Here is a 23,154-nt window from a genome sequence, read left to right as displayed (position 1 = left end):
CGCGACACCGCCACACATCAGCAAGTTTCATTGCCGAATCAGCAAACCCTTGGCCTGGCCGGGGGCCGCCCGGCTAGGCCGGGCCGTCGTCCTCTTCCTCGGATTCGCCGACCGCCTGCTCCGACCAGATGACCTTGCCCGTCTCGGTGTAACGGGTGCCCCAGCGTTCCGCGAACTGGGCGACGAGGAACAGACCCCGGCCGCCCTCGTCCGTCGTCGCCGCGTAGCGCAGATGCGGTGAGGTGCTACTGCTGTCGGACACCTCGCAGGTCAGGTTGCGGTCGTACAGCAGGCGGACCCCGATGGGTGCCGCGCCGTAGCGCACCGCGTTGGTGACCAGTTCGCTGAGGATCAGTTCGGTGGCGAACGCCTCCTCCTCCAGGCCCCGGTCGGCGAGCCACTGGGCGACGTTCTTGCGCACCCCGGCGACGGCCGCCGGATCGGTGGCCACGGCCCACTGCGCGACCTGCTCGGGATCGAGTGTGCGAGTGCGGGCCACGAGCAGAGCGACGTCGTCGTCCGGCCGGTCGTGCAGCAGCGCGGCGATCACGTCGTCGCAGGTCTCCTCCGGCGTCCGGTCGCGGCCGGCGAGGGCCTCGCGCAGCAGATCGAGACCGGTGTCGATGTCCAGGCCCCGCCGCTCGACGAGACCATCCGTGTAGAGGACCAGCCGGCTTCCCTCGGGTACGTGGAACTCGGCGGCCTCGAAGGGCATGCCGCCGATGCCGAGCGGAAGTCCGGTCGGGACCGCGGGGCATTCGACGGCGCCGTCCGGGAGGACCATCACGGGCGCGGGGTGGCCGGCCAGCGCCACCGTGCAGTTCCCGGAGACCGCGTCGTAGATCGCGTACAGGCAGGTGGCTCCGGCGATCTCGACGCCGCCCTCGCCGGCTTCCTCCCGGTCGATCCTGGCGACCAGCTCGTCGAGATGCCCGAGGAGTTCGTCCGGCGTGGGGTCCAGCGAGGAGAAGTTGTGGACGCTGGTGCGCAGCCGCCCCATGGTGGCCGCGGCGTGCAGCCCGTGCCCGACCACGTCGCCGACGACCAGCGCGACCCGGGCACCGGGCAGCGGGATCACATCGAACCAGTCGCCTCCGACCCCCTCGTACGCCGGCAGATAGCGGTGGGCGATCTCCAGGGCGTTCTGCTCGGGCAGGGCCCGGGGCAGCAGACTGCGTTGCAGCGTCACGGCCAGTGCGTGCTCCCGGGTGTAGCGGCGGGCGTTGTCCACAGCGATCGCGGCCCGCGCCGCCAGTTCCTCCGCGAAGGACACGTCGTCGTCGTCGAAGGGTTCAGATTCGCCCGCGCGCCAGAAGTTGGCCATGCCCAGGATGGTGCCGCGCGCGTGCAGCGGCACGGACACGATCGAGTGGAATCCCTGTTCCCTGATCCGCTCGGCCACTTCGGCGTCCCAGTGCTGCCAGCCCAGCTTCGTGAATTCGCTCCGCAGATCGCCGTCGTCGCTGTGCACGCGCATGGCCCTGGTCCTGGTGGGGACGATGCCCACCACATGGCCGACCGGGTACAGCGGATGGTCCGCGCGGACCGACGCGACGGCGGTGCGGCGCATCTCCAGGGTGTCGCCGTTCGGCGTGACCGGTTCGTCGCCGCGCAGTACGGGGTCGGCGAGGTCGACCGACGCGGCGTCGGCGAATCCGGGGATCGCCACGTCCGCCAGCTCCTGCGCCGTCCGGGTCACATCGAGCGTGGTGCCGATCCGGGCGCCGGCCTCGTACAGGAGCAGCAGCCGTTCGCTCGCGATCTCCGCCTGTCCCGTGACCGCGCGGAGTTCGGTGGTGTCCCGCAGGGTCACCACGGTGCCGGGCGGCCCGCCGTGCGCGTCGGTCGGCCGGAGGTTGACGGCGAGCAGCCGGTTGCCGGCCCGCAGCACCTCGTCCGTGACGGTGCGGCCGGAGACCAGCAGCTCCGCGGTGTCCGGGTCCAGTCCGAGTCCCGTGACGGCCCGGCCCTCGGCGTCCGGCGGCAGGTCGAGGAGTCTGCGGGCCTCGTCGTTGGCCAGGGTCAGCTGCCGGTCGGCCCCGACGATGAGGACGCCCTCGCGGACCGCGTGGAGCACCGCGTCGTGGTGCTCGTACATCCTGGTCATCTCGGCGGCCCCGAGACCGTGGGTCTGACGGCTCAGCCGTCTGCTCAGCAGCGCCGCGCCGCCCGTGGTGATCGCGAGGGCGGCCACCGCGGCACCCGCGCTGAGCGGGATCGAGCGGTCCGCCACACTGTTCACTGTCTCGAGGGTGATCCCCACCGAGACGACTCCGGCGATCGAGCCGTCCGGCCGGGGCACGGGCACGATCGAGTTGACCGAGGGCCCTCGGCTTCCGGTGAAGGTCCGGGTGATGCTGTGCCCGGCCATGGCCTCTTCGTAGGGGCCGATGATGTGCTTGCCGATCAGCGCGGGATCGGGGTGGGTGTAGCGGATGCCTTGGGGGCCCGCCAGGACGATGTACTCGACATGGGTCAGCTTGCGGACCTCCTCGGCGCGCGGCTGGAGGATCGCGGTGGGGTTCCTGCTGTCCAGTGCGGCGGCGGTCCCGGGCGCGTGGGCGAAGGTCTCGGCGACGCTCAGGGTGTGGGCCCGTGCCTCGGCCATGCTGTCGCGGCGGCCCTGCACCACCAGCGCGATCGCCCCGGCCGTGACGAGCAGCAGCACGAGACCGAGGACGAAGACGAAGACCTGGCCGGCCACGGTGTGCACGTTGAACAGGGCGCGCAGTCCGCGGTTCGGGGCCCGGCCGGCCATGGCCGGGCCGGACGGCGCGGGGGCCGCCTGGCCCTTGCGTCCTCCGTCGTGCCGATCTGATCGCCGGACGGAGCGCCGCAGCCGCGCCCGGAATCGGCCGGTACCAGACATAACTTCAGGTCTAGCATGAATCGCACCTGCCCGAGAGGTCGCTGGTCAGCGGCTCAGAACCCGCCCCCGTCGAAGCCGCCGCCACCCCCGAAGTCGCCGCCACCTCCTCCGTCGAAGCCGGAGGGGTCGAAGTCGGACCCGGAGAAGTCGCCGCCGTTCCAGTCCCCGCCGGAGCCGAAGTCGCCGCCGCCGTACTCCGCCGCGTACGCCGGACTCGACAGCATGGACCCGAGCACCGTACCGACGAGCAGCCCGGGGAGCAGGCCGCCGCCGAAGTAGCCGCCCGCCCAGGGACCGTACGCCGGACCCGCCTCCCAGTACGGGCGGCGGCCGTCGCCGGTCTCGACGGTGCGGCTCAGCGGTTCGTCGCCCTCGCGCAGCCGGAGCTCGTCCGCCGCGCAGACCGGGACCTCGCGGGCCGTGCCGCCGGACGGGGACCACTGCACATCGGCGACCGAGGGGCCGTGGCGCGGGTCGAAGAAGCACGGCGGGCGGCGGACCGGCAGTGCGCCGCCGGTGCGGCGGGCCTCCAGGACGGCGAGGGAGAAGCGGCCGTCCTCCAGGGCCCGGGTGACCCCGCGCACGTCGGATGGGTGCCGGGCCCGCTCCATCCGGGACTTCGCGCTCTCGTAGGAGTCGAGTGCCCGCTCGTAGTCCGCGCGCATGGCGTCGTCGGCGCCCGGTTCGGCCGGGTGGAAGTCGAGCCGGTCCAGGGTCTCGCCGTACGCGGTGATGTCCTCGTCCACGACGACCCGGAGCTTGTCCAGTGCGGCCCGTTCCTCGGCCTCCTTGCGCCTGTGGCCGCGGCGGACGAGCGCGTAGGCCGTGCCGCCGCACAGCACCAGGACCGCACCGGCCGTGATCAGCCCGGCGGCGGACGAGGACCCGCCGCCCCCGGACGAGCCGCCCCAGGAGGCGGGGGCGCTGCCCCGGGCCTGCTCGACGGCACGGTCGACGAAGGCGTTCAGCTGCGTGGCGGCGTCGGTGTCCGCGCCGGGCGCCTTCACCGCGGCGGTGAGGTTGTGGACCGCCCGGGTGGACATCACCTGGGGGTCGGCGCCCGCCTCGAAGCCGTTGCCCAGGCGGACCGCGTAGACGCCGGTGATCCCGGTGTCGGTGCGCAGGGTGGCCAGCAGGGAATCGGCGGGGAACGCGGATGTCCGTGGCAGCACCGCCACGAACACGGGCTTGTCGGCGCCCTTGATCTTCGCCGTCAAGGCGGCGGCCTGGCCCGGTGAGAGCTGCCCGGACGCCGCCGGGTCGACGTACACCGGCCCCTTGCGCAGGGCCTGCGCGACATCGTCGACGGTGGACGCCTCCCGTGCCGCGGACGCTCCGGGCGCCATACCGAGGACGGCCGCCGCCAGGATCAGCAGCAGGCCGACGAGCATCGACCGGAACATCCTGTTCCGCATACTTCGAAGCTAACCCGGATGGGCACCACCTGCGACAGCCGTCGACGGGCACCACCTGCGACAGCCGCCGCGCGCGGTCCCGCGCTCCCCGCCCTTCGGCTCCCCGCCGCCCGAGCGGCAGGCCGCTCCGGCGGCCCGCGGCGCACGTGCCACGGGCCCGCCTGCGCGAGGGCTACTCCGTCGGCTCGATCCCCGCTCGCAGCAGACCGTAGGTGTACGCGTCCTCCAGGGCCTGCCAGGACGCGGCGATGACGTTCTCCGCCACGCCGACCGTGGCCCAGTCGCCGGCGCCGTCGCCCGTGGTGATGAGGACTCGGGTGGTGGACTCGGTGCCGGTGCGGCCCTCCAGGATGCGGACCTTGTAGTCGATCAGCTCCAGCTTGGCGAGCTGCGGGTAGATCCGTTCCAGGGCGACCCGCAGCGCCCGGTCCAGGGCGTTGACCGGTCCGTTGCCCTCGGCGGTGGCGACGATGCGTTCGCCCTTGGCCCAGAGCTTCACGGTCGCCTCGTTGGCGTGCGTGCCGTCGGGGCGGTCCTCGACGATGGCGCGCCAGGACTCGGTGCGGAAGTAGCGGCGGGGGCGGCCCTCGGCCTCGGCGCGCAGCAGCAGTTCGAAGGAGGCGTCGGCGGCCTCGTACGTGTAGCCCTTGAGCTCGCGTTCCTTGACCCGCTCGACGACGCGGCCGACGAGGGCGCGGTCGCCGCCGAGGTCGATGCCGAGCTCCTTGCCCTTGAGCTCGATGGAGGCGCGGCCCGCCATGTCGGAGACGAGCATCCGCATGGTGTTGCCGACGAGGGCGGGGTCGATGTGCTGGTAGAGGTCGGGGTCGACCTTGATCGCGGAGGCGTGCAGTCCGGCCTTGTGGGCGAAGGCGGAAACACCCACATAGGGCTGGTGGGTGGAGGGAGTCAGGTTGACGACCTCGGCGATGGCGTGCGAGACGCGGGTCATGTCGGCGAGCGCGCCCTCGGGCAGGACGGCCTTGCCGTACTTGAGCTCCAGGGCGGCGACGACGGGGAAGAGGTTGGCGTTGCCGACCCGCTCGCCGTAGCCGTTGGCGGTGCACTGGACGTGGGTGGCGCCCGCGTCGACGGCGGCGAGGGTGTTGGCGACCGCGCAGCCGGTGTCGTCCTGGGCGTGGATGCCGAGCCGGGCGCCGGTGTCCGCGAGCACGGTGGAGACCACGGCCTGGACCTGGGCGGGAAGCATGCCGCCATTGGTGTCGCAGAGGATGACGACATCGGCGCCGGCCTCGGCGGCGGCGCGTACGACGGCCTTGGCGTACTCGGGGTTGGCGCGGTAGCCGTCGAAGAAGTGCTCGCAGTCCACGAAGACCCGGCGGCCCTGTTCGCGGAGGTAGGAGACGGTGTCGACGACCATCTCCAGGTTCTCTTCGAGGGTGGTGCGCAACGCGAGTTCCACATGGCGGTCGTGGGACTTGGCGACCAGGGTGATCACCTGGGCACCGGACTCCAGCAACGCCTTGACCTGGGGGTCCTCGGCGGCCCTGCCACCGGCCCTGCGGGTCGCGCCGAAGGCGACCAGCTCGGCGTTCTTGAACTCGATCTCCTGCTGAGCGCGGGCGAAGAACTCGGTGTCGCGGGGGTTGGCGCCGGGCCAGCCGCCCTCGATGAAGCCCACGCCGAAGTTGTCCAGGTGCCGGGCGATGGTCAGCTTGTCCGCGACCGTCAGGTTGATGCCTTCACGCTGGGCCCCGTCGCGCAGTGTGGTGTCGAAGACGTGGAAACTGTCGTCGGTGGCCTTGGCCTTGGTGGTCATGCTGGTCTGACTCCTGTCGGATGAGCGGATCCGGACGATCTGGCTCCACTTGCCCCCATCATCCCGTGCGCCGCTCGCCCCGGCCGAGGTGCGGGCCGGAAAACGAAAAAACCCCTCGCGGGTGCGAGAGGTCTGCGCGCGGGTCTGGGGCACGATGGCCGTGCCGCACAGGGTGGTGCGGGACGGTCACTGCGGACCGGCGCGCCTGCTGCCGATAATCATGGCGAACGAGGACACGGAAGCAGTCTTGCACAGGGCCGCCTCCGTGCCCCGCCCCGTCTCAGGATGCGGGCGTGACGCTCGTCGCTCCGGAGGGCTCCGCGCTTCCCCGGTCCGCGTCCTTGGCCCCGACCCGGCCCAGGTCGATGTCGCGGGTCTCGCGCATGGTCAGGTAGACGACCAGGGAGACCGCCGCGCAGCCGGCCACGTACCAGTAGAAGCCGGACTCGATGCCCGCCTTCTTGAACCAGAGCGCCACATATTCGGCGGTGCCGCCGAAGAGCGCGTTGGCGATGGCGTACGGGAGGGCGACGCCCAGGGCGCGGATGCCGGTCGGGAAGAGCTCCGCCTTCACGCAGGCGTTGATCGAGGTGTACCCGGTGACGACGACCAGGGCGAGCAGTGCCAGGCCGAAGGCGGGCCAGAACGTGCCCGCGTGCCCCAGCATCGTCATGATCGGCACGGTCAGGAAGGTGGAGCCGACGGCGAAGGTGATCAGCAGCGGGCGGCGGCCGATCCGGTCGGAGAGCAGGCCGGCCAGCGGCTGGATGCACATGAAGACGAACAGGGCGCAGAAGCTGACGAGCGAGGCGGTGGGCTTGTCCATGCCGGCGCTCTTGGAGAGGAACTTGGAGAGGTAGGTCGTGTACGTGTAGTACGCGACGGTCCCGCCCATGGTCAGCGCCATCACCAGGAACGCCTCGCGCTTGTGCTGCCACAGCGCCTTCAGCGTGCCGCGGTCCTCCTGCTCGGCGGCGCCGGACTCCGCGTACACCTCGGTCTCCAGCATCGAGCGGCGCAGATAGAAGACGATCGCGGCACCGAGCGCACCGACGATGAACGGGATGCGCCAGCCCCAGTTGTGCAGGGCCGCCTCGGACATGTTGCGCTGGAGGACGATCTGGAGGCCGAGGCCGATCAGCTGTCCCGCGGTCATGGACACGTACTGGAAGCTGGAGGCGAAGCCGCGCCGGCCGGGCGCGGACGCCTCGGTGAGGTACGTGGCGCTGGCCGCGTACTCGCCCCCGACGGACAGGCCCTGGAGCAGCCGGGCCACCAGCAGGACGGCGACCCCGCCGTACCCCGCGACGTCGTACGTCGGTGCGACGGCGATGAGGATCGCGGAGGCCGACATCAACGTGACGGTGAGGGTGAGCGCGGCCTTGCGGCCCCGGCGGTCACCGATCCGGCCGAGCAGCCAGCCGCCGACCGGCCGCATGAAGAAGCCGACGGCGAAGATGCCCATGGTGTTCATGAGATTGGCGGTCTCGTTGCCTTCGGGGAAGAACGAATCCGCGAAGTAGACCGCGAAGGTCGCGTACACGAACCAGTCGAACCACTCGACCATGTTGCCGGCTGAACCGACCCAGATTTTCTTCCACTGCTCTCGTCCCATGGTCCGTCACCGTGCCCGAACAGCGGGGACCGGAACAAGGGCGCAATGCGCAACGATCGCGCGTACTTACGTGCGTTTCGTTCACGGCCCGGCGGCACCTACCCGACGGCGAGCGAGTCCTCGATGAACTCCCTGACCTGCGCGATGACTTGGGAACGGCCGGTGCCGGGGAGGCCGACCACGACATGGACGCTGAAACCGTCGAGCAGGGCGCGCAGCCGGGTCGCGAACCGTTCGGCGTCGACCGGGCGGAACTCCCCCGCCGCCGCGCCCTGCTCCAGCAGGTCCACCAGGTCGCGGTGCCAGGCGGCCTCGATGGCGGCCTGGCGGGCGCGCGCGTCGTCGTCCGCGTTCTGCGAGCGGTTCCACACCTCCAGCCAGAGCGTCCAGTGCGGATCGCGGTGGCCGTCGGGGAGGTACAGGTCGATGTACCCGTCGAGCCGCTCGCGGGCCGTCGCCGGCCCCGACAGCAGGGCGCGCCGCTCCGCGCCGAGCCGGCCCTCGCTCCACTCCAGGGTCTGGAGCAGCAGCTCGTCCTTGGTGCGGAAGTAGTAGAGGAGGTGTCCGCTGCTCATCCGGACCTCACGACCGAGTCCGGCCATGGTGAGGCCGTCGAGCCCTCGTTCGGCGATGGTGGCCATGGCGGCGGCCAGCAGTTCCTCACGGGGCGGGGCGGTGTTGCGACGGCGTGGCGCGGGGGGCACGGTTCAGACCTTCGGCTGCTGCTGGGTGATGCAGTGGATGCCTCCACCGCCGGCAAAGATCGTACGTGCGTCGACGAGGGTCACCGTGCGGTCGGGGAACAGTTCGCCGAAGATCTCCGCCGCTTCCTTGTCGCGCGGGTCGTCGAAGGCGCACAGCACCACGCCGCCGTTGCAGAGGTAGTGGTTGATGTAGGAGTAGTCGACCCACTCCCCGTCCGCCTCCAGCACGGTGGGCGCCGGGACCTCGACCACGTCCAGCGAGCGGCCCCGGGCGTCGGTGGCCTCGCGCAGGATGCGCACGGTCTCGCGGGTGATCTCGTGGTCGGGGTGGGCCGGGTCCGGCTGGACGTGGGCGACGACAGTGCCCGGGCGGGCGAAGGCGGCGACGATGTCGACATGGCCGAGGGTGCCGTACGTGCCGTAGTCACCGGCCAGTCCGCGCGGCAGCCAGATGGCCTTCTCGGTGCCGAGCCGGGCGTGGATCTCGGACTCGACCTGCTCACGGGTCCAGTCGGGGTTGCGCTCCTTGCCGAGCTGGACGGTCTCGGTGAGCAGGACGGTGCCCTCGCCGTCCACATGGATGGCGCCGCCCTCGTTGACCAGCCGGGAGCTCTGCACGGGTACGGCCGCGAGCTCGGCGACGGAGCGGGCGATGTGCTGGTCGTTCTCCCAGCGGGCCCAGCCCTGGGCACCCCAACCGTTGAACGTCCAATCGACGGCGGCCAGTCGACGGCCGTCGGTGACGAAGGTGGGGCCGATGTCCCGCATCCAGGCGTCGTCGAGTGGGCGGACGGCGAGCTCGATGTCCGAGCCGAGGAGCGCGCGGGCGCCGCCCTCCTGGCCGGGGCCCACCACCATCGTGACGGGCTCGAAGCGGCGCACGGCGCGGGCGACGGTGGCCCAGGCGGCACGGGCCTCGTCGAGTTCGGCGTCGGTGTCGAAGGTGGGGTTGGGGCCCGGCCAGGCCATCCAGGTGCGTTCGTGCGGGGCCCACTCGGGCGGCATGCGGAAGGTCATTGCGGGTCCTCAGAGGAAGTAGAGGCGGTTGAGGGAGACGGAGTCGGCGGGCTCGGAGCGCAGCGGGTCGCCGTCCAGGGTGACCAGACCGCTGCGGGCGTCCACGGCGACCTCTCCGGTACGGGAGTTGTGGATCAGGTCGCCGGGGCCGATGCCCCGGGTACCGCGCACGCCGACACGGCGGCGCCGGGTGGGCATCGAGTCGGTGCCGAGCTGGGTCGCCGCCTGCGAGACGAAGGCCACGGAGAGGTCGGCGGCGGTGGCCCCGTACGCCCCGAACTGCGGTCCCAGGATCAGGGGTTCGCAGGTGTCGGTGGCGGCGTTCGGGTCACCCGTGACCCCGTACGCGGGGAAGCCCGACTTCAGTACGAGCTGCGGCTTCGCGCCGAAGAACTCGGGCCGCCACAGCACGATGTCGGCGAGCTTGCCGGTCTCGATGGAGCCGATCTCGTGCGCGAGGCCGTGGGCGACGGCGGGGTTGATGGTGAGCTTGGCGATGTAGCGCAGTACCCGGGCGTTGTCGTCGGCGGGTCCGTCGCCCTCCATCGGACCGAGTTCGGCCTTCATCTTCCCGGCCATCGCGAAGGTGCGCCGCACCGTCTCGCCGGCCCGCCCCATGCCCTGCGCGTCGGACGAGGTGATACCGATGGCTCCCAGGTCGTGCAGCACGTCCTCGGCGCCCATCGTCCCGGCGCGGATGCGGTCGCGGGCCATGGCTGCGTCGCCCGGCAGATCGGTCTTGAGGTCGTGCACGGAGACGATCATCCCGTAGTGCTCGGCGACGGCGTCGCGGCCGAAGGGCAGTGTCGGGTTGGTGGACGAGCCGATGACGTTCTCGACGCCCGCCATCCTGAGGACGTTGGGGACGTGTCCGCCGCCGCAGCCCTCGATGTGGAAGGCGTGGATCGTGCGGCCCTCCAGGACGCGCAGGGTGTCCTCGACCGACAGGCACTCGTTCAGCCCGTCGCTGTGCAGGGCGACCTGGACGTCGTGCTCCTCGGCGACCCGCAGCGCGGTGTCCAGGGCGCGGGTGTGGGCGCCCATGTCCTCGTGCACCTTGAAGCCGCAGGCCCCGCCCTCGGCGAGCGCCTCGACCAGCGGGGCCTGGTGGGAGGACGAACCCCGGCCCAGGAAGCCGATGTTGACCGGCCAGGCGTCGAAGGCGTTGAAGGCGTGGCGCAGCGCCCAGGGCGAGTTGACGCCGACGCCCCAGACCGGGCCGAACTCCTGGCCGATGACCGTGGTGACGCCGGAGGCGAGCGAGGCCTCCATGATCCGCGGCGAGAGCAGATGGACATGGGTGTCGACGGCGCCCGCCGTCGCGATCATCCCCTCGCCGGAGACGATGGTCGTGCCCGTGCCGACGACGACGTCGACGCCGTCGAGGGTGTCCGGGTTGCCGGCCCGGCCGATCGCCGCGATCCGGCCCTCGCGGATACCGATCGACACCTTGCGGATGCCCTGCACGGCGTCGATGACCAGCACATTGCTGATGACGACGTCGCAGGTGTCGCGGACGGCGGCGGCCTTGAGGTGCAGCCCGTCGCGGGCGGTCTTGCCGAAGCCGGCGAGGAACTCCTCACCGTAGCTCTGCGCATCGGACTCGACGCGTACGGTCAGCCCGGAGTCACCGAGCCTGACCCGGTCCCCGGCGCGCGGGCCGTGCACGGAGGCGTACTCGTACGGGTCGATGCTCATCGCTCGGCTCCCAGATATCCACAGGCCACGGCGCGTCGCAGGGCTTCTTCGCGTGCGCCGGGGGCGTCCAGCGGGCCGTCCACCAGGCCCGCGAAGCCGATCGCGATCCGGTCGCCGCCGATGGGCACGAGCCCCACCTCGACGCATTCGCCGGGCCCGAACCGGACGGAGGACCCGGCGGGGACGCAGAGCCGCATCCCGTAGGCGGCGGCGCGGGCGAAGTCGAGCCGGGGGTTGGCCTCGAAGAAGTGGAAGTGCGAGGTCACGGAGACCGGCACGGTCGCGGTGTTGTGGACGGTCAGCCGCACCGCGGGCTCCGGCTCGGGCGTGGCGGGCCCGGGGAGCACGGCCCCGGGCCCCTCGTCGCCCAGCCCGTCGCCCAGCGGCCGGGAGACCACGGCGAGCCGTGAGCCGTCGTCGAAGACGGCCTCCACATGGACCTCGGTGACGACGTCGGCGACGCCCGGCAGTACGTCGTCGGGGCCGAGCACGGACCGGGCGGCCTCGATGGCCTCGGCCAGCCGGCGCCCGTCCCGGGCGGCCTCGCAGACCGTGTCTGCGATCAGGGCGGTCGCCTCGGGGACATTGAGCCTGAGCCCCCGGGCGCGGCGGGCGCGGGCCAGCTCGGCGGCGCTGAAGAGCAGCAGCCGGTCACGTTCCGTCGGAGTCAGTCGCACGTCTCCACACCTCTCGGTTAGAGCAGCACTCTAACTGATGGTTAGAGTGCCGATCTAAATGTGTGGGAGAGGGCACACTCCGGAAGGCCGGAGCGCATGTGCGGGCCCATACGAAAGCCGCGCCCGGCGGGAAGCGGGCGCGGCTTTCGTACGTACAGGTCCCGGGCCGGCGGTCCGGTCCGGGGGAAGGAACCTCTAGCCGAGGGGGTGCATCCAGCCGTGGGTGTCCTCGGCGATGCCACGCTGGATGTCCAGCAGGCGCTCGCGCAGCTTCATCGTGACCTCGCCGGGGGCGCCGTCGCTCTGGACCCACTCGCCGCCCTCGCACTTGACGGTGCCGACCGGGGTGATGACGGCGGCGGTGCCGCAGGCGAAGACCTCGGTGAGGGTGCCGTTCGCGGTGTCGTCGCGCCACTGGTCGATGGAGACGCGGCCCTCCTCGGACTCGTAACCGAGGTCACGGGCGACCTTGAGCAGCGAGTCGCGGGTGACACCGGCGAGCAGGGAGCCGGTCAGGGCCGGGGTGACGATCTTGTTCCCGTACACGAAGTACAGGTTCATGCCGCCGAGCTCCTCGACCCACTTGTGCTCGACCGCGTCGAGATAGGCGACCTGGTCGCAGCCCTTCTCGGCGGCCTCGGCCTGGGCGAGAAGGGAGGCGGCGTAGTTGCCGCCGGTCTTGGCGTCGCCCATGCCGCCGGGGACGGCACGCACCCGGTTCTCGGAGAGCCAGATCGAGACCGGCTTCACACCGCCGGGGAAGTACGCGCCGGCCGGCGAGGCGATCACCAGGAACAGGTACTCGTTGGCGGGCCGCACACCGAGACCGACCTCGGTCGCGATCATGAACGGGCGCAGGTAGAGGGACTCCTCGCCGCCGTGCGCCGGAACCCAGGCCTGGTCCTGCTCGACGAGTGCGTCACAGGCCGCGATGAACGTCTCGACAGGCAGCTCGGGCATGGCCAGCCGGCGGGCGGAGGCCTGGAAGCGCTTGGCGTTGGCCTCGGGGCGGAAGGTGGCGACCGAGCCGTCGGGCTGGCGGTACGCCTTGAGGCCCTCGAAGATCTCCTGCCCGTAGTGCAGGGTCATGTTGGCGGGATCGATGGAGAGCGGTGCGTACGGCACGAGCTGGGCGTCGTGCCAGCCGCGGCCCTCGGTCCACTTGATCGTCACCATGTGCTCGGTGAAGCGGCGGCCGAATCCGGGATTGACCATGCTCGCCTCGCGCTCCGCGTCGGACAGCGGGTTCGAGGAGGGCTTGAGCTCGATCGTGGGCGTCGTCATGAGTGCGTGTCCTTCACCGTTGTGTGTGTTGGACCGCGCTCACGCCGCTCCTGCCAAACAGGTGCTAGGACGTCCGAGCTCTGTCGCGAGCGGCGGCCCCGTTCGATTATCGCTCCCGGGCGGCCGTGCACGAAACGACGCGTTTGCGGTCCAGTGGTCGATGGTTGCACCCGGGGCCGCACAGGTGAAGCCGCCGGGTGCGGTGGTTGCCCGGCGGCTTCGAAACGGAGTCGTCGGGTCAGTTCGCTACGCGTACCGCGAGCGCGTCGCCGATCTGGTCCGTCGTACGGCTGGTCGCGCCCTCGCGCTCCGCGAGATCGGCACAGACGGCGTCCTCGATGCGCACGGCCTCGGCCTCGTGGCCGAGGTGGCGCAGCAGGAGGGCGACGGAGAGGACCGTGGCCGTCGGGTCGGCCTTACCCTGGCCCGCGATGTCGGGGGCGGAGCCGTGGACCGGCTCGAACATCGACGGGAAGGCGCCCGTCGGGTTGATGTTGCCGGACGCGGCCAGACCGATGCCACCGGTCACGGCAGCGGCGAGGTCGGTGAGGATGTCGCCGAAAAGGTTGTCGGTGACGATGACGTCGAAGCGCTCCGGCTGGGTGACGAAGAAGATCGTCGCGGCGTCGACGTGCAGGTAGTCGGTGGTGACCTCGGGGTACTCGGTCGCGACCTTGTCGAAGATGTTCTTCCACATGTGGCCGGCGTACACGAGGACGTTGTTCTTGTGCACCAGCGTCAGCTTCTTGCGCGGGCGGGCGTTCGCCCGCTCGAACGCGTCCCGGACGACACGCTCGACGCCGTACGCGGTGTTGACGCTGACCTCGGTGGCGACCTCGGCCGGCGTACCGGTGCGCAGCGAGCCGCCGTTGCCCGTGTACGGGCCCTCGGTGCCCTCGCGGACGACGACGAAGTCGATGTCCGGGCGGCCGGCCAGCGGCGTCGCGGTGTTCGGGAACAGCTTCGACGGCCGCAGGTTGATGAAGTGGTCGAAGGCGAAGCGCAGCTTCAGCAGGAGCCCGCGCTCCAGGACGCCCGACGGCACGGAGGGGTCGCCGATCGCGCCGAGCAGGATGGCGTCATGGGCCTTGAGGGCTTCGAGCTCCGCGTCCGGGAGGGTTTCACCGGTGCGGTGCCAGCGCTGGGCGCCAAGGTCGTACTCCTTGGTCTCCAGCTTCACATCCTGCGGGAGTACAGCCCGTAGGACCTTGAGGCCCTGGGCCACGACCTCCTGGCCGATACCGTCACCGGGGATCACTGCGAGATTGATGCTGCGAGACATGTCCGCACCCTACTGTTCGTCCCACCTCATGACACGTCACGTCCACCATGCGGACATGTGGAGAGCCATGCGTGCACCGCTCACCCATCTGGTGGTACGGCGTCAGGTGAAGGCCACCGCGCTCGCCGGGTCGGGCGAGCGCATCGACCACTTCGGGATCAGCCGGAGCTGACCAGGGGTGAACCGAGCCGGTCTCAGTGACCGGTGGAACCGCCGTTGTCCCTGCGGTCGAGGGCGCGCTGGAGGGCGGCGGCGGCATTTCGGCGCTCCGACTCGGTCGGGCGGTGGGAGCGGCGGACACGGCGGACAGTCGTCTGGACCATGATGGATCGACTCCTTGAGATCGCGAGGATTTCGAGATCGAAGATCGTGAAGCTGATTTCGAGATCGGGATTTCGAGGCGCCGGAAGGGGCGGGGAGCGGGCGCCGCAGGGGTTGCCTGCACAGGGGCGCGCACTCACGACCGCCAGACGCTGGATCTAGCGTGACGTTCGGCTTCTACAAAGCTAGGGCAGCTCGGCCGGTCTGTCTCCACAATTACTCGGACTTCCTACTATCTGAGACGGGGATGGAGGGACGGACCCCCGCGCCGCCGGGACGAACACCCGGAATTCCGGGCATCATCCCTGCTCAGAGGGGGTGACACGGCCGACGGACCGCGTCGTCGGCCGCCTGTTGCTCACATCACGTCCCCGTCCCGCCAATCGAAGACCAGCGTCCCGGAGCCGACGGGCAGCTCCCGGCCGGCCGCGCCACGGACATAGGTGCTGCCCTCCTCGTCCGGCAGCCGCTCCACCCCGTACCGCGCCTGCACCGCGATCCGCCCCGGCCACACCCGCCAGCCGCGTCCGGCGTAGAGCGAGGCCCCCGCGTCCGAGGCGGACAGCGCCCCGAACGCGTACGCCCCGTCGACGACCTCCTCCAGCGCGGCCATGACCCGCCCGCCGAGCCCCTCCCGGCGCCGGTCCGCGCGGACCGCCACCGCCTCCACGTAGCCGATCCGGTACGAGCGGCCCAGATGCACCACCCGCCGCTGGACGACGCTGCCGTGCGCCAGCAGGCCACTGCTGTCGCGCACCCACGCATGGATGCCGCCGAGGCCGTGGTCCCAGTCGTCGTCGCTGAAGTCGCCCTCGAAGACGGTGTCCAGGAACGCCCGGATCTCGTCGAGTGCGGCCGGGGACAGCCGGCAGGTGTGTGCGGTACGCAGAATCGCCTCGGTCATACGCCCCAGCCTCTCAGGCATCGCGGCCCGGCCGCCCCGACCGGCTGGAGCCGACCGGCCGCCCCTGACCAGACAGTGACCGAGGGACGTGCCGGTTCTGTCCGGTGGCCCTCTGGTCCGGACCTGCTGCCGCCCGCCAGACTGCCGCCATGTCCGACACCACAGCCGTACCCCCGCACTGGACACCCATCCACGGCACGCCCTACCAGCCGGTCCCCTACCGCCCCGAACGGATCGCGGCCGACGAGTCGCTCGCCCGTGCCGCCCGACTGCGCCGGCGGATGGACGAGCGCAGAACCGTACGCCGGTTCTCGCCCGATCCCGTTCCCGAACAGGTCGTGAAGGACGCGATCGCCTGTGCCGCGACCGCCCCGTCCGGCGCACATCAGCAGCCGTGGACCTTCGTCCTGGTCAAGGACCCGGAGGTGCGACGGCGCATCCGTGAGGCGGCCGAGCACGAGGAGCGGGTCGGTTACGACGGCAGACTCGGCGAGGAGTGGCTGGCCGCGCTGCGCCCGCTGGGCACGGATGCCGTGAAGGCCCATATGACGGACGCCCCGGCCCTGGTCGTGGTGTTCCAGCAGCGGTACCGGGTCGGCGAGGACGGCACCCGGCACAAGCACTACTACGTCGACGAGTCGGTCGGGATCGCCGTCGGAATGCTGCTCTCGGCCCTGCATCTGTCGGGTCTGGCGGCGCTGATCCACACGCCGAGCCCGATGCGGTTCCTGCGCGAGGTGCTGGACCGCCCCGAGAACGAGAAGGCGTTCGCGGTGATTCCGGTCGGGTATCCGGCCGACGACTGCGAGGTGCCCGGCCTGGTTCGCAAGTCGCTGGACCAGGTGCTCGTGGAGATCTGAGACGAATGGAAACCGCCTCCCGGCCGGCAGGGGAACCGGGCGGGAGGCGGAATTCGGGGCGGGGCGCCGGGGGTGGGGCGCCCCGAGGGGGATCAGCCCTGGTGGGGGTAGGTGTAGTCGGTCGGCGGAACCAGCGTCTCCTTGATGGCCCGGGTCAGGGTCCAGCGCTGCAGGTTCTGCGGGGCGCCCGCCTTGTCGTTCGTACCCGAGGCGCGGCCGCCGCCGAAGGGCTGCTGGCCGACGACGGCGCCGGTCGACTTGTCGTTGATGTAGAAGTTGCCCGCGGCGTACCGCAGCTTCTCCATCGTGTACGCGGCCGCGGCACGGTCGTTCGCGATGACGGAACCGGTCAGCGCGTAGTCGGAGACCGACTCCATCTGCTCCAGCATCTCGTCGTACTTGTCGTCCTCGTAGACGTGCACGGCGAGGATCGGGCCGAAGTACTCGGTCGTGAAGACCTCGTTGGCCGGGTCGGTGCACTCGATGACGGTCGGACGGACGAAGTAGCCCACCGAGTCGTCGTACGTGCCGCCCGCGACGATCGTGCAGGACGGGTCGGCCGCGGCGCGGTCGATCGCGGCCTTGTTCTTGGCGAACGAGCGGTCGTCGATGACGGCGCCGATGAAGTTCGACAGGTCGGTGACGTCACCCATGGTGATGGCGTCGACCTCGGCGGTGAACTTCTCCTTGAAACCGGAGTTCCAGATGGAGGCCGGAATGTACGCGCGGGAGGAGGCCGAGCACTTCTGGCCCTGGAACTCGAAGGAGCCGCGGGTCAGCGCGGTCTTCAGGACGGCCTGGTCGGCCGACGGGTGGGCGACGACGAAGTCCTTGCCACCGGTCTCGCCGACGAGCCGCGGGTAGGTGCGGTAGTTGGCGATGTTGTTGCCGACCGTCTTCCACAGGTGCTGGAAGGTGGGGGTCGAGCCGGTGAAGTGGATACCGGCCAGGTCGCGGTGGTTCAGCGCCACCTCGGAGACGGCGAGGCCGTCACCGGTCACCAGGTTGATGACACCCTTGGGCAGACCGGCCTCCTCCAGGAGCTGCATCAGCAGCACGGCGGCGTGGGTCTGCGTCGGGGACGGCTTCCACACCACGACGTTGCCCATGAGGGCAGGGGCGGTGGGCAGGTTGCCCGCGATGGCCGTGAAGTTGAACGGCGTGATCGCGTAGACGAAGCCCTCCAGCGGGCGGTGGTCCATGCGGTTCCACACGCCCGGCGCGTTGGCCGGGGGCTGCTCGGCCAGGATCTGGCGCGCGTAGTGCACGTTGAAGCGCCAGAAGTCGACGAGCTCGCAGGGGGTGTCGATCTCGGCCTGCTGCGCGGTCTTGGACTGGCCGAGCATCGTGGACGCGGCCATCGTCTCGCGCCACGGGCCGGACAGCAGCTCGGCGGCGCGCAGGATGATCGCGGCGCGGTCGTCGAAGGACATCGCGCGCCAGGCCGGGGCGGCGGCGAGCGCGGCGTCGATCGCGTCCTGCGCGTCCTGCTGCGTGGCATTGGCGAACGTACCGATGACGGCCTTGTGGTTGTGCGGCTGCACGACGTCGAAGCGCTCGCCGCCGCCCATCCGCTTCTCGCCGCCGATGGTCATCGGAAGGTCGATCGGGTTCTCGGCGAGCTCCTTGAGCTTCACCTCCAGGCGGGCACGCTCCGGGGAGCCCGGGGCGTAGGAGTGGACCGGCTCGTTGACCGGCGCGGGGACCTGGGTCACAGCGTCCATGAGTTCCGTTGCTCCTTGGGTAGAGAGGTGGAGGGGGCTCAGCCCTTGGTGAGGATGGAGCGGCCGAAGAACAGCAGGTTCGCCGGCTTCTCCGCGAGGCGGCGCATGAAGTAGCCGTACCAGTCGGTGCCGTACGCCGTGTAGACGCGCATCCGGTGGCCCTCGGCGGCGAGCCGGAGGTGCTCCTCGCTGCGGATGCCGTAGAGCATCTGGAATTCGTACTCGTCCAGTTTGCGCCCGGCCTTGCGGCCCAGCTCCTGGGCGATGGCGATCAGACGCGGGTCGTGGGACCCGATCATCGGGTAGCCGTCGCCCTCCATGAGGATCCGCAGGATGCGGACGTACGCCTTGTCGATCTCGGCCTTGTCCTGGTACGCGACGGAGGCGGGCTCCTTGTAGGCGCCCTTCACGATGCGGACGCGGCTGCCGGCGGCAGCCAGGCGGCGGGCGTCCTCCTCGGTGCGGAACAGGTAGGCCTGGATCACGCAGCCGGTCTGCGGGTGGTTCTTCCGCAGCTCCTCGTGGATGGCGAACATCGAGTCGAGGGTGGTGTGGTCCTCGGCGTCCAGCGTGACCGTGGTGCCGATCGCGGCGGCGGCCTCGACGACCGGGCGGACGTTGGCGAGCGCCAGCTCGTGTCCGCCGGGGAATCGAGCAGCGAGCCCGGAGGGCTCTCCGTTGAGGGTGGCGGCGGGCGACGGGAGGGACTGGCCGAACATGGAGAGCTTGACGGACATCTCGGCCTTGGTGCCCAGGTCCAGGTCCTTGAGGCGCTCGATCAGTTCGAGGTAGGCGTCGCGGGCGTCGGCGGCCTGCTCGGGAGTGGTGATGTCCTCGCCCACCACGTCGAGGGTGACTTCGAGGCCCTTGGCGGCGGCGTCCTCGATGATCGGGACGACCTGGTCGACGGTCTCACCGGCGATGAACCGGTCGACGACCTGCTTGGTGCCAGGTGCGGCCGAGACGAAACGGCGCATCTTGTCGCTGCGGGACGCGGCGAGAATCACGGGACCCAGCACGGGGCACCTCCACGGAAAGAACGAACGAAAGCCATACCGGCAGATGGGGTACATACCGGTACAGCACGGAGAACCACCGTGAAATTTAAGGATCTCTCCGATCCTGTGCCATCGACAGCTGTCACGCATCCGCTCCCCGGTTCTCAGACATCTGTCTGAAGGGGTGCGAGAATGGCCGGGTGAAGGGCGATTACCAGGAGATGGTCGACGAGATCTCCGGGCTGCTCGGCGCCCCCGCGACGCTGGAGAACCGGGACTTCGGCCTGGTCGCCTTCGGTGCCCACGACAGCGACGACGACACCGCGATGGACCCGGTCCGCACCCGCTCGATCCTGACCCGCCGCTCCACGCCCGCCGTCCGGGCCTGGTTCGAGGGCTTCGGCATCACCCGCGCCACCGGACCGGTCCGCATTCCGGCGGCCCCGGAGGCCGGGGTCTTCCGGGACCGGATCTGTCTGCCGGTACGTCATCGGGGCGCCGTGCTCGGTTACGTGTGGCTGCTCGACGCGGACCCCGGGCCGACCGACGAACAGCTGAGGGCGGCGATGGAGGTGACGGCCCGGATCGGGGCGCTGCTCGCCGAGGAGGCGCGGGCGGGCACCGACCCGTCCCGGGAGTTCGGCGCGGTGCTGACCGCCGGGCGGGGCTGGCAGCGCGACATGGCGGTGGCCGCGCTGGACGAGGCACTGGGGCCGGATGCGAAGGGGCTGCACACGGTGGTGTGCGTGACCCCGTGGCCGGACGATCCGCCGTCGGTCCGTACGGTGCCGTCGACGGCGGCGCTCGCCGCGATCCCCGCGGCCGGAGGGTCTCCCGCCCTGGCAGCACTGGTCCGGCTGCGCTCCACCGATGTGCTCGACCCGGCGCTCTCCGCCGCGGACCGGCTGCGTACCGCTGCGGGCGGGGGCGCCACCGCCGGGGTCGCGGTGCCCCGCCGGGGTCTTGCGGACCTGGCCGCGGCCTGGCAGGAGGCGGTGGCCGCCGCCCGCGCGGCGACGGCCGAGTCCCGGTTCGGCCCGGTCGTCCCATGGGCGGCGATCGGCCCGTACCGGCTGCTGACCGCACTCCCCGCGGAAACGGCCGCGGACCCCGTGATCCGTACCCTGCTCACCCCGCCGCACAAGGATCTGGCCCGCACCGCCGAGGTCTTCCTCGACTGCGCGGGCCAGGCTTCCCGGACGGCCGCCGCACTCGGCGTGCACCGTCAGACGCTCTACTACCGGCTCTCCCGGATCCAGCAGCTCACCGGCCTCGATCTCAACGACGGCGAGGACCGGCTGCTGCTGCACATGGCACTGAAGAGCGCGCGGCTGGATCGCCAGGACCCGATCCGGCGGCCCTGAGGGCTGTTCCTCAGTCCGCCCGGCCCTCCAGCACGGCCTTCAGACCGTCCGTCAAGTCCTGTGCGGACGGGGCGGATTCGCTGTCCATCAGCCACTGGACCATCACGCCCGCGAGCAGCGCCTGACAGAACAGCCCGGCCACCCGTGCCTTCTCGGGGTCCCGCTCCGGGTCGATGCCGAGCATGTTCTCGGCGAGTCCGTCACGCCCCTCGCGCTGCGGGCCCACCAGGGCCTTCCGCAGCTCCGGGTCCTGGTCGATCCGGGAGACGACCTCCATCTGGAGCTGCCAGACGGACCGGGTCTTCTGGTAGCTGTCGATCACCCGCTGCCAGGTGTCGCGGAACTGGTCGAGCGGCGCCCGGGGCTCGTCGCCGGCGTCGGCGTCGGCGTCCCCGTCCGGCTTCTCGGTGAGCACATCGCCCCACTCCTCCGTCACCTTGAGGAAGGCGAGGTTGAGCAACGCCTCTTTGGAGCCGTAGTGGTAGCCGATGGAGGCGAGGTTCGTGCCGGAGGCGGCCACGATGTCGCGCGCCGTCGTCCGGGCGTACCCCTTCTCCAGCAGGCAGCGCTTGGCGCCTTCGAGCAGATCCTCACGGTGTCCCATGACAGCAGCGTACCCGGCATGCAGACGTTCGTGTAAGACGTACGTCTAGATTCCCGGGTACGTGGAGACGCCGTGACCGTCAGTCGGTCAGGTTCACCGTGCGGGCCGAGGCGGCACCGATCTCCGAGGCGATCTCGGCGAGCACCGAGGCCGGGACGTCGTCGTCGACGGTGAGCACGACCAGCGCCTCGCCGCCCGCGTCCGCCCGCGAGACCTGCATGCCCGCGATGTTCAGACCGGCCTCGCCGAGGATCCGGCCGACCGTGCCCACGACACCGGGACGGTCCTCGTAGCGCAGCACCACCATGTGGTCGGCCAGCGCCAGGTCCACGTCGTACTCGCCGACGGCGACGATCTTCTGGAGGTTCTTGGGCCCGGCCAGCGTGCCGGAGACCGCGATCTCCTCGCCGCCCGAGAGCGTGCCGCGGACGGTGACCACATTGCGGTGGTCCGGCGACTCGGAGCTGGTGGTGAGGCGGACCTCGACACCGCGCTCCTGCGCGAAGAGCGGGGCGTTGACGTACGACACGGTCTCGTCGACGACGTCCTCGAAGACGCCCTTGAGCGCGGAGAGTTCGAGCACCTTGACGTCGTGCTGGGTGATCTCGCCGTACACCTCGACGTCGAGGCGGACCGCGACCTCGCCCGCGAGCGCGGTGAAGATCCGGCCGAGCTTCTCGGCGAGCGGCAGACCCGGGCGCACGTCCTCGGCGATCACGCCGCCCTGGACGTTGACCGCGTCCGGCACGAGCTCACCGGCCAGGGCCAGGCGCACCGACTTGGCGACCGCGATGCCCGCCTTCTCCTGGGCCTCGTCGGTGGAGGCGCCGAGGTGCGGGGTGCAGACGACCTGGTCGAACTCGAACAGCGGGGAGTCCGTGCAGGGCTCCTTCGCGTACACATCGAGGCCGGCGCCGGCGACGCGGCCCTCCTTGAGGGCGGAGGCGAGCGCCGCCTCGTCGACGATGCCGCCGCGGGCGGCGTTGACGATGCGGACCGAGGGCTTCACCTTGTGCAGCGCCTCGTCGCCGATCAGGCCGATCGTCTCGGGGGTCTTGGGCAGGTGCACCGTGATGAAGTCGGCGACTTCGAGCAGCTCGTCGAGCGCGAGGAGCTTGACGCCCATCTGCGCGGCACGCGCGGGCTGCACATAGGGGTCGTACGCGACGATCTTCATGCCGAAGGCCGACATGCGCTGCGCGACCAGGACGCCGATGCGGCCGAGGCCGACGACACCGAGGATCTTCTCGCTCAGCTCGACGCCGGTGTACTTGGAGCGCTTCCACTCGCCGTTCTTGAGGGCGGTATTGGCCTGCGGGATGTTGCGCGCGGTGGCGACCAGCAGACCGCAGGCCAGCTCGGCGGCGGTGACGATGTTGGAGGTCGGTGCGTTGACGACCATCACGCCGGCCTTGGTGGCGGCGGAGACGTCGACGTTGTCCAGACCGACGCCCGCACGGGCGACGACCTTCAGCTTCTGCGCGACGGCGATGGCCTCGGCGTCGACCTTGGTGGCGGAGCGCACCAGGATGGCGTCGACATCGGCGATCGCGGGGAGGAGCTCGGCGCGGTCCGCGCCGTTGCAGTGCCGGATGTCGAAATCCGGTCCCAGCGCGTCCACCGTGGCGGGCGACAGCTCTTCAGCGATGAGTACGACAGGTTTCGAGCTCACGTGAGTCCTCACAGGTCCAGTGCGGACGGCCGTCCCGACGGCCGCAGGCGGTGGAGGGGCTTGCCGCGTGGAAGACGCACGACACTGTGGGCCTGACGCGTGTATGTGTGGAGAAGTGTAGTCATGCGCCAGGACGCATACTGCGCCCCGTTGGAAGGATCACCCACACGGGGGTAGACGACTTGTACACACGCACTACGCCGCCTCTTCCAGCGGTGAAGCGGAAACGCCCCGGGGACGGGCCGCAGGGCCCGCCCCCGGGGCGTCGGTGTTACGCGTCCTCGTCGTTGACCCAGCTCATGAGCTTGCGCAGCTCGCGGCCGGTGGTCTCCAGGAGGTGGTCGCTGTCGGCCTTCTTGTACTCGT

At 70.9% G+C, this 23,154-nt stretch carries 18 protein-coding genes; 2 read left to right on the top strand and 16 right to left on the bottom strand.

Annotated features, from left to right (window positions below):
- Nucleotides 1–73 precede the first annotated feature (73 nt).
- From IE107_RS31970 to IE107_RS31920, 12 genes are all read right to left on the bottom strand, one after another.
- The gene (locus IE107_RS31970; RefSeq protein WP_189547854.1) at nucleotides 74–2,758 is read right to left on the bottom strand and encodes a SpoIIE family protein phosphatase; all 2,685 of its coding nucleotides are present in this window, start codon (nucleotides 2,756–2,758) and stop codon (nucleotides 74–76) included.
- 164 nt (nucleotides 2,759–2,922) lie between these two features.
- On the bottom strand, nucleotides 2,923–4,284 hold the full coding sequence (locus tag IE107_RS31965) for a hypothetical protein (protein ID WP_189547853.1): 1,362 nt from the start codon (nucleotides 4,282–4,284) through the stop codon (nucleotides 2,923–2,925).
- Between the two features lie 172 nt (nucleotides 4,285–4,456).
- Nucleotides 4,457–6,064 (bottom strand): citramalate synthase, encoded by a 1,608-nt coding sequence (gene cimA / locus IE107_RS31960; RefSeq protein WP_189547852.1) that lies wholly within the window; start codon nucleotides 6,062–6,064, stop codon nucleotides 4,457–4,459.
- Between the two features lie 280 nt (nucleotides 6,065–6,344).
- The gene (locus IE107_RS31955) at nucleotides 6,345–7,679 is read right to left on the bottom strand and encodes an MFS transporter (RefSeq protein ID WP_189547851.1); all 1,335 of its coding nucleotides are present in this window, start codon (nucleotides 7,677–7,679) and stop codon (nucleotides 6,345–6,347) included.
- A 98-nt stretch (nucleotides 7,680–7,777) separates the two neighbouring features.
- Nucleotides 7,778–8,383 (bottom strand): TetR/AcrR family transcriptional regulator, encoded by a 606-nt coding sequence (locus tag IE107_RS31950; RefSeq protein WP_189547850.1) that lies wholly within the window; start codon nucleotides 8,381–8,383, stop codon nucleotides 7,778–7,780.
- 3 nt (nucleotides 8,384–8,386) lie between these two features.
- Nucleotides 8,387–9,400 (bottom strand): agmatine deiminase family protein, encoded by a 1,014-nt coding sequence (locus IE107_RS31945; protein ID WP_189547849.1) that lies wholly within the window; start codon nucleotides 9,398–9,400, stop codon nucleotides 8,387–8,389.
- Nucleotides 9,401–9,409: 9 nt separating this feature from the next.
- Complete coding sequence (locus IE107_RS31940) at nucleotides 9,410–11,098, bottom strand: urease subunit alpha (protein ID WP_189547848.1); 1,689 nt, start codon at nucleotides 11,096–11,098, stop codon at nucleotides 9,410–9,412.
- Nucleotides 11,095–11,775 carry an urease subunit gamma gene (gene ureA / locus IE107_RS31935; RefSeq protein WP_189547847.1) on the bottom strand — a complete coding sequence of 227 codons (681 nt, stop codon included), beginning with the start codon at nucleotides 11,773–11,775 and terminating at the stop codon, nucleotides 11,095–11,097. The genes IE107_RS31940 and ureA overlap by 4 nt, the downstream gene beginning before the upstream one ends.
- Nucleotides 11,776–11,970: 195 nt before the next feature.
- Nucleotides 11,971–13,059 carry a branched-chain amino acid aminotransferase gene (locus IE107_RS31930; RefSeq protein ID WP_189547846.1) on the bottom strand — a complete coding sequence of 363 codons (1,089 nt, stop codon included), beginning with the start codon at nucleotides 13,057–13,059 and terminating at the stop codon, nucleotides 11,971–11,973.
- A 238-nt stretch (nucleotides 13,060–13,297) separates the two neighbouring features.
- A complete protein-coding gene (locus IE107_RS31925; RefSeq protein ID WP_189547845.1) occupies nucleotides 13,298–14,341 on the bottom strand; it encodes a 3-isopropylmalate dehydrogenase in 1,044 nt (347 codons plus the stop codon).
- 194 nt (nucleotides 14,342–14,535) lie between these two features.
- Nucleotides 14,536–14,664: a hypothetical protein gene (locus IE107_RS35830; protein ID WP_268246630.1), complete on the bottom strand. Its 129-nt coding sequence runs from the start codon at nucleotides 14,662–14,664 to the stop codon at nucleotides 14,536–14,538.
- A 356-nt stretch (nucleotides 14,665–15,020) separates the two neighbouring features.
- On the bottom strand, nucleotides 15,021–15,566 hold the full coding sequence (locus IE107_RS31920) for a GNAT family N-acetyltransferase (protein ID WP_189547844.1): 546 nt from the start codon (nucleotides 15,564–15,566) through the stop codon (nucleotides 15,021–15,023).
- A gap of 149 nt (nucleotides 15,567–15,715) precedes the next feature.
- Here IE107_RS31920 and IE107_RS31915 point away from each other — a divergent pair, with 149 nt between their 5' ends.
- On the top strand, nucleotides 15,716–16,426 hold the full coding sequence (locus tag IE107_RS31915; RefSeq protein WP_189547843.1) for a nitroreductase family protein: 711 nt from the start codon (nucleotides 15,716–15,718) through the stop codon (nucleotides 16,424–16,426).
- Nucleotides 16,427–16,518: 92 nt separating this feature from the next.
- On the opposite strand, the gene pruA is transcribed toward IE107_RS31915, so the two are convergent.
- Entirely contained in the window at nucleotides 16,519–18,150 is a 1,632-nt protein-coding gene (gene pruA, locus IE107_RS31910; protein WP_189547842.1) for an L-glutamate gamma-semialdehyde dehydrogenase, read from the bottom strand.
- 38 nt (nucleotides 18,151–18,188) lie between these two features.
- A complete protein-coding gene (locus IE107_RS31905) occupies nucleotides 18,189–19,169 on the bottom strand; it encodes a proline dehydrogenase family protein (RefSeq protein WP_189547841.1) in 981 nt (326 codons plus the stop codon).
- A gap of 179 nt (nucleotides 19,170–19,348) precedes the next feature.
- Here IE107_RS31905 and IE107_RS31900 point away from each other — a divergent pair, with 179 nt between their 5' ends.
- Nucleotides 19,349–20,512 (top strand): PucR family transcriptional regulator, encoded by a 1,164-nt coding sequence (locus tag IE107_RS31900; protein WP_189547840.1) that lies wholly within the window; start codon nucleotides 19,349–19,351, stop codon nucleotides 20,510–20,512.
- 10 nt (nucleotides 20,513–20,522) lie between these two features.
- Here the strand turns inward: IE107_RS31900 and IE107_RS31895 are convergent, their stop codons facing one another.
- Entirely contained in the window at nucleotides 20,523–21,116 is a 594-nt protein-coding gene (locus IE107_RS31895) for a TetR/AcrR family transcriptional regulator (RefSeq protein WP_189547839.1), read from the bottom strand.
- A 79-nt stretch (nucleotides 21,117–21,195) separates the two neighbouring features.
- Nucleotides 21,196–22,788 carry a phosphoglycerate dehydrogenase gene (gene serA, locus IE107_RS31890; RefSeq protein ID WP_189547838.1) on the bottom strand — a complete coding sequence of 531 codons (1,593 nt, stop codon included), beginning with the start codon at nucleotides 22,786–22,788 and terminating at the stop codon, nucleotides 21,196–21,198.
- Nucleotides 22,789–23,154 lie beyond the last annotated feature (366 nt).

It is taken from the genome of Streptomyces gelaticus (genome assembly GCF_014649535.1).
In the GTDB taxonomy this organism is placed as follows: Bacteria; Actinomycetota; Actinomycetes; order Streptomycetales; family Streptomycetaceae; genus Streptomyces; species Streptomyces gelaticus.
This window is presented reverse-complemented; position numbering and strand designations above follow the sequence as displayed.

Coding starts and splice junctions, on each gene's coding strand:
- IE107_RS31970 (WP_189547854.1), bottom strand. CDS start 2,758: ATGGCCGGCCGGGCCCCGAACCGCGGACTGCGCGCCCTGTTCAACGTG.
- IE107_RS31965 (WP_189547853.1), bottom strand. CDS start 4,284: ATGCGGAACAGGATGTTCCGGTCGATGCTCGTCGGCCTGCTGCTGATC.
- cimA (WP_189547852.1), bottom strand. CDS start 6,064: ATGACCACCAAGGCCAAGGCCACCGACGACAGTTTCCACGTCTTCGAC.
- IE107_RS31955 (WP_189547851.1), bottom strand. CDS start 7,679: ATGGGACGAGAGCAGTGGAAGAAAATCTGGGTCGGTTCAGCCGGCAAC.
- IE107_RS31945 (WP_189547849.1), bottom strand. CDS start 9,400: ATGACCTTCCGCATGCCGCCCGAGTGGGCCCCGCACGAACGCACCTGG.
- IE107_RS31940 (WP_189547848.1), bottom strand. CDS start 11,098: ATGAGCATCGACCCGTACGAGTACGCCTCCGTGCACGGCCCGCGCGCC.
- IE107_RS31930 (WP_189547846.1), bottom strand. CDS start 13,059: ATGACGACGCCCACGATCGAGCTCAAGCCCTCCTCGAACCCGCTGTCC.
- IE107_RS31925 (WP_189547845.1), bottom strand. CDS start 14,341: ATGTCTCGCAGCATCAATCTCGCAGTGATCCCCGGTGACGGTATCGGC.
- IE107_RS35830 (WP_268246630.1), bottom strand. CDS start 14,664: ATGGTCCAGACGACTGTCCGCCGTGTCCGCCGCTCCCACCGCCCGACC.
- IE107_RS31920 (WP_189547844.1), bottom strand. CDS start 15,566: ATGACCGAGGCGATTCTGCGTACCGCACACACCTGCCGGCTGTCCCCG.
- IE107_RS31915 (WP_189547843.1), top strand. CDS start 15,716: ATGTCCGACACCACAGCCGTACCCCCGCACTGGACACCCATCCACGGC.
- pruA (WP_189547842.1), bottom strand. CDS start 18,150: ATGGACGCTGTGACCCAGGTCCCCGCGCCGGTCAACGAGCCGGTCCAC.
- IE107_RS31895 (WP_189547839.1), bottom strand. CDS start 21,116: ATGGGACACCGTGAGGATCTGCTCGAAGGCGCCAAGCGCTGCCTGCTG.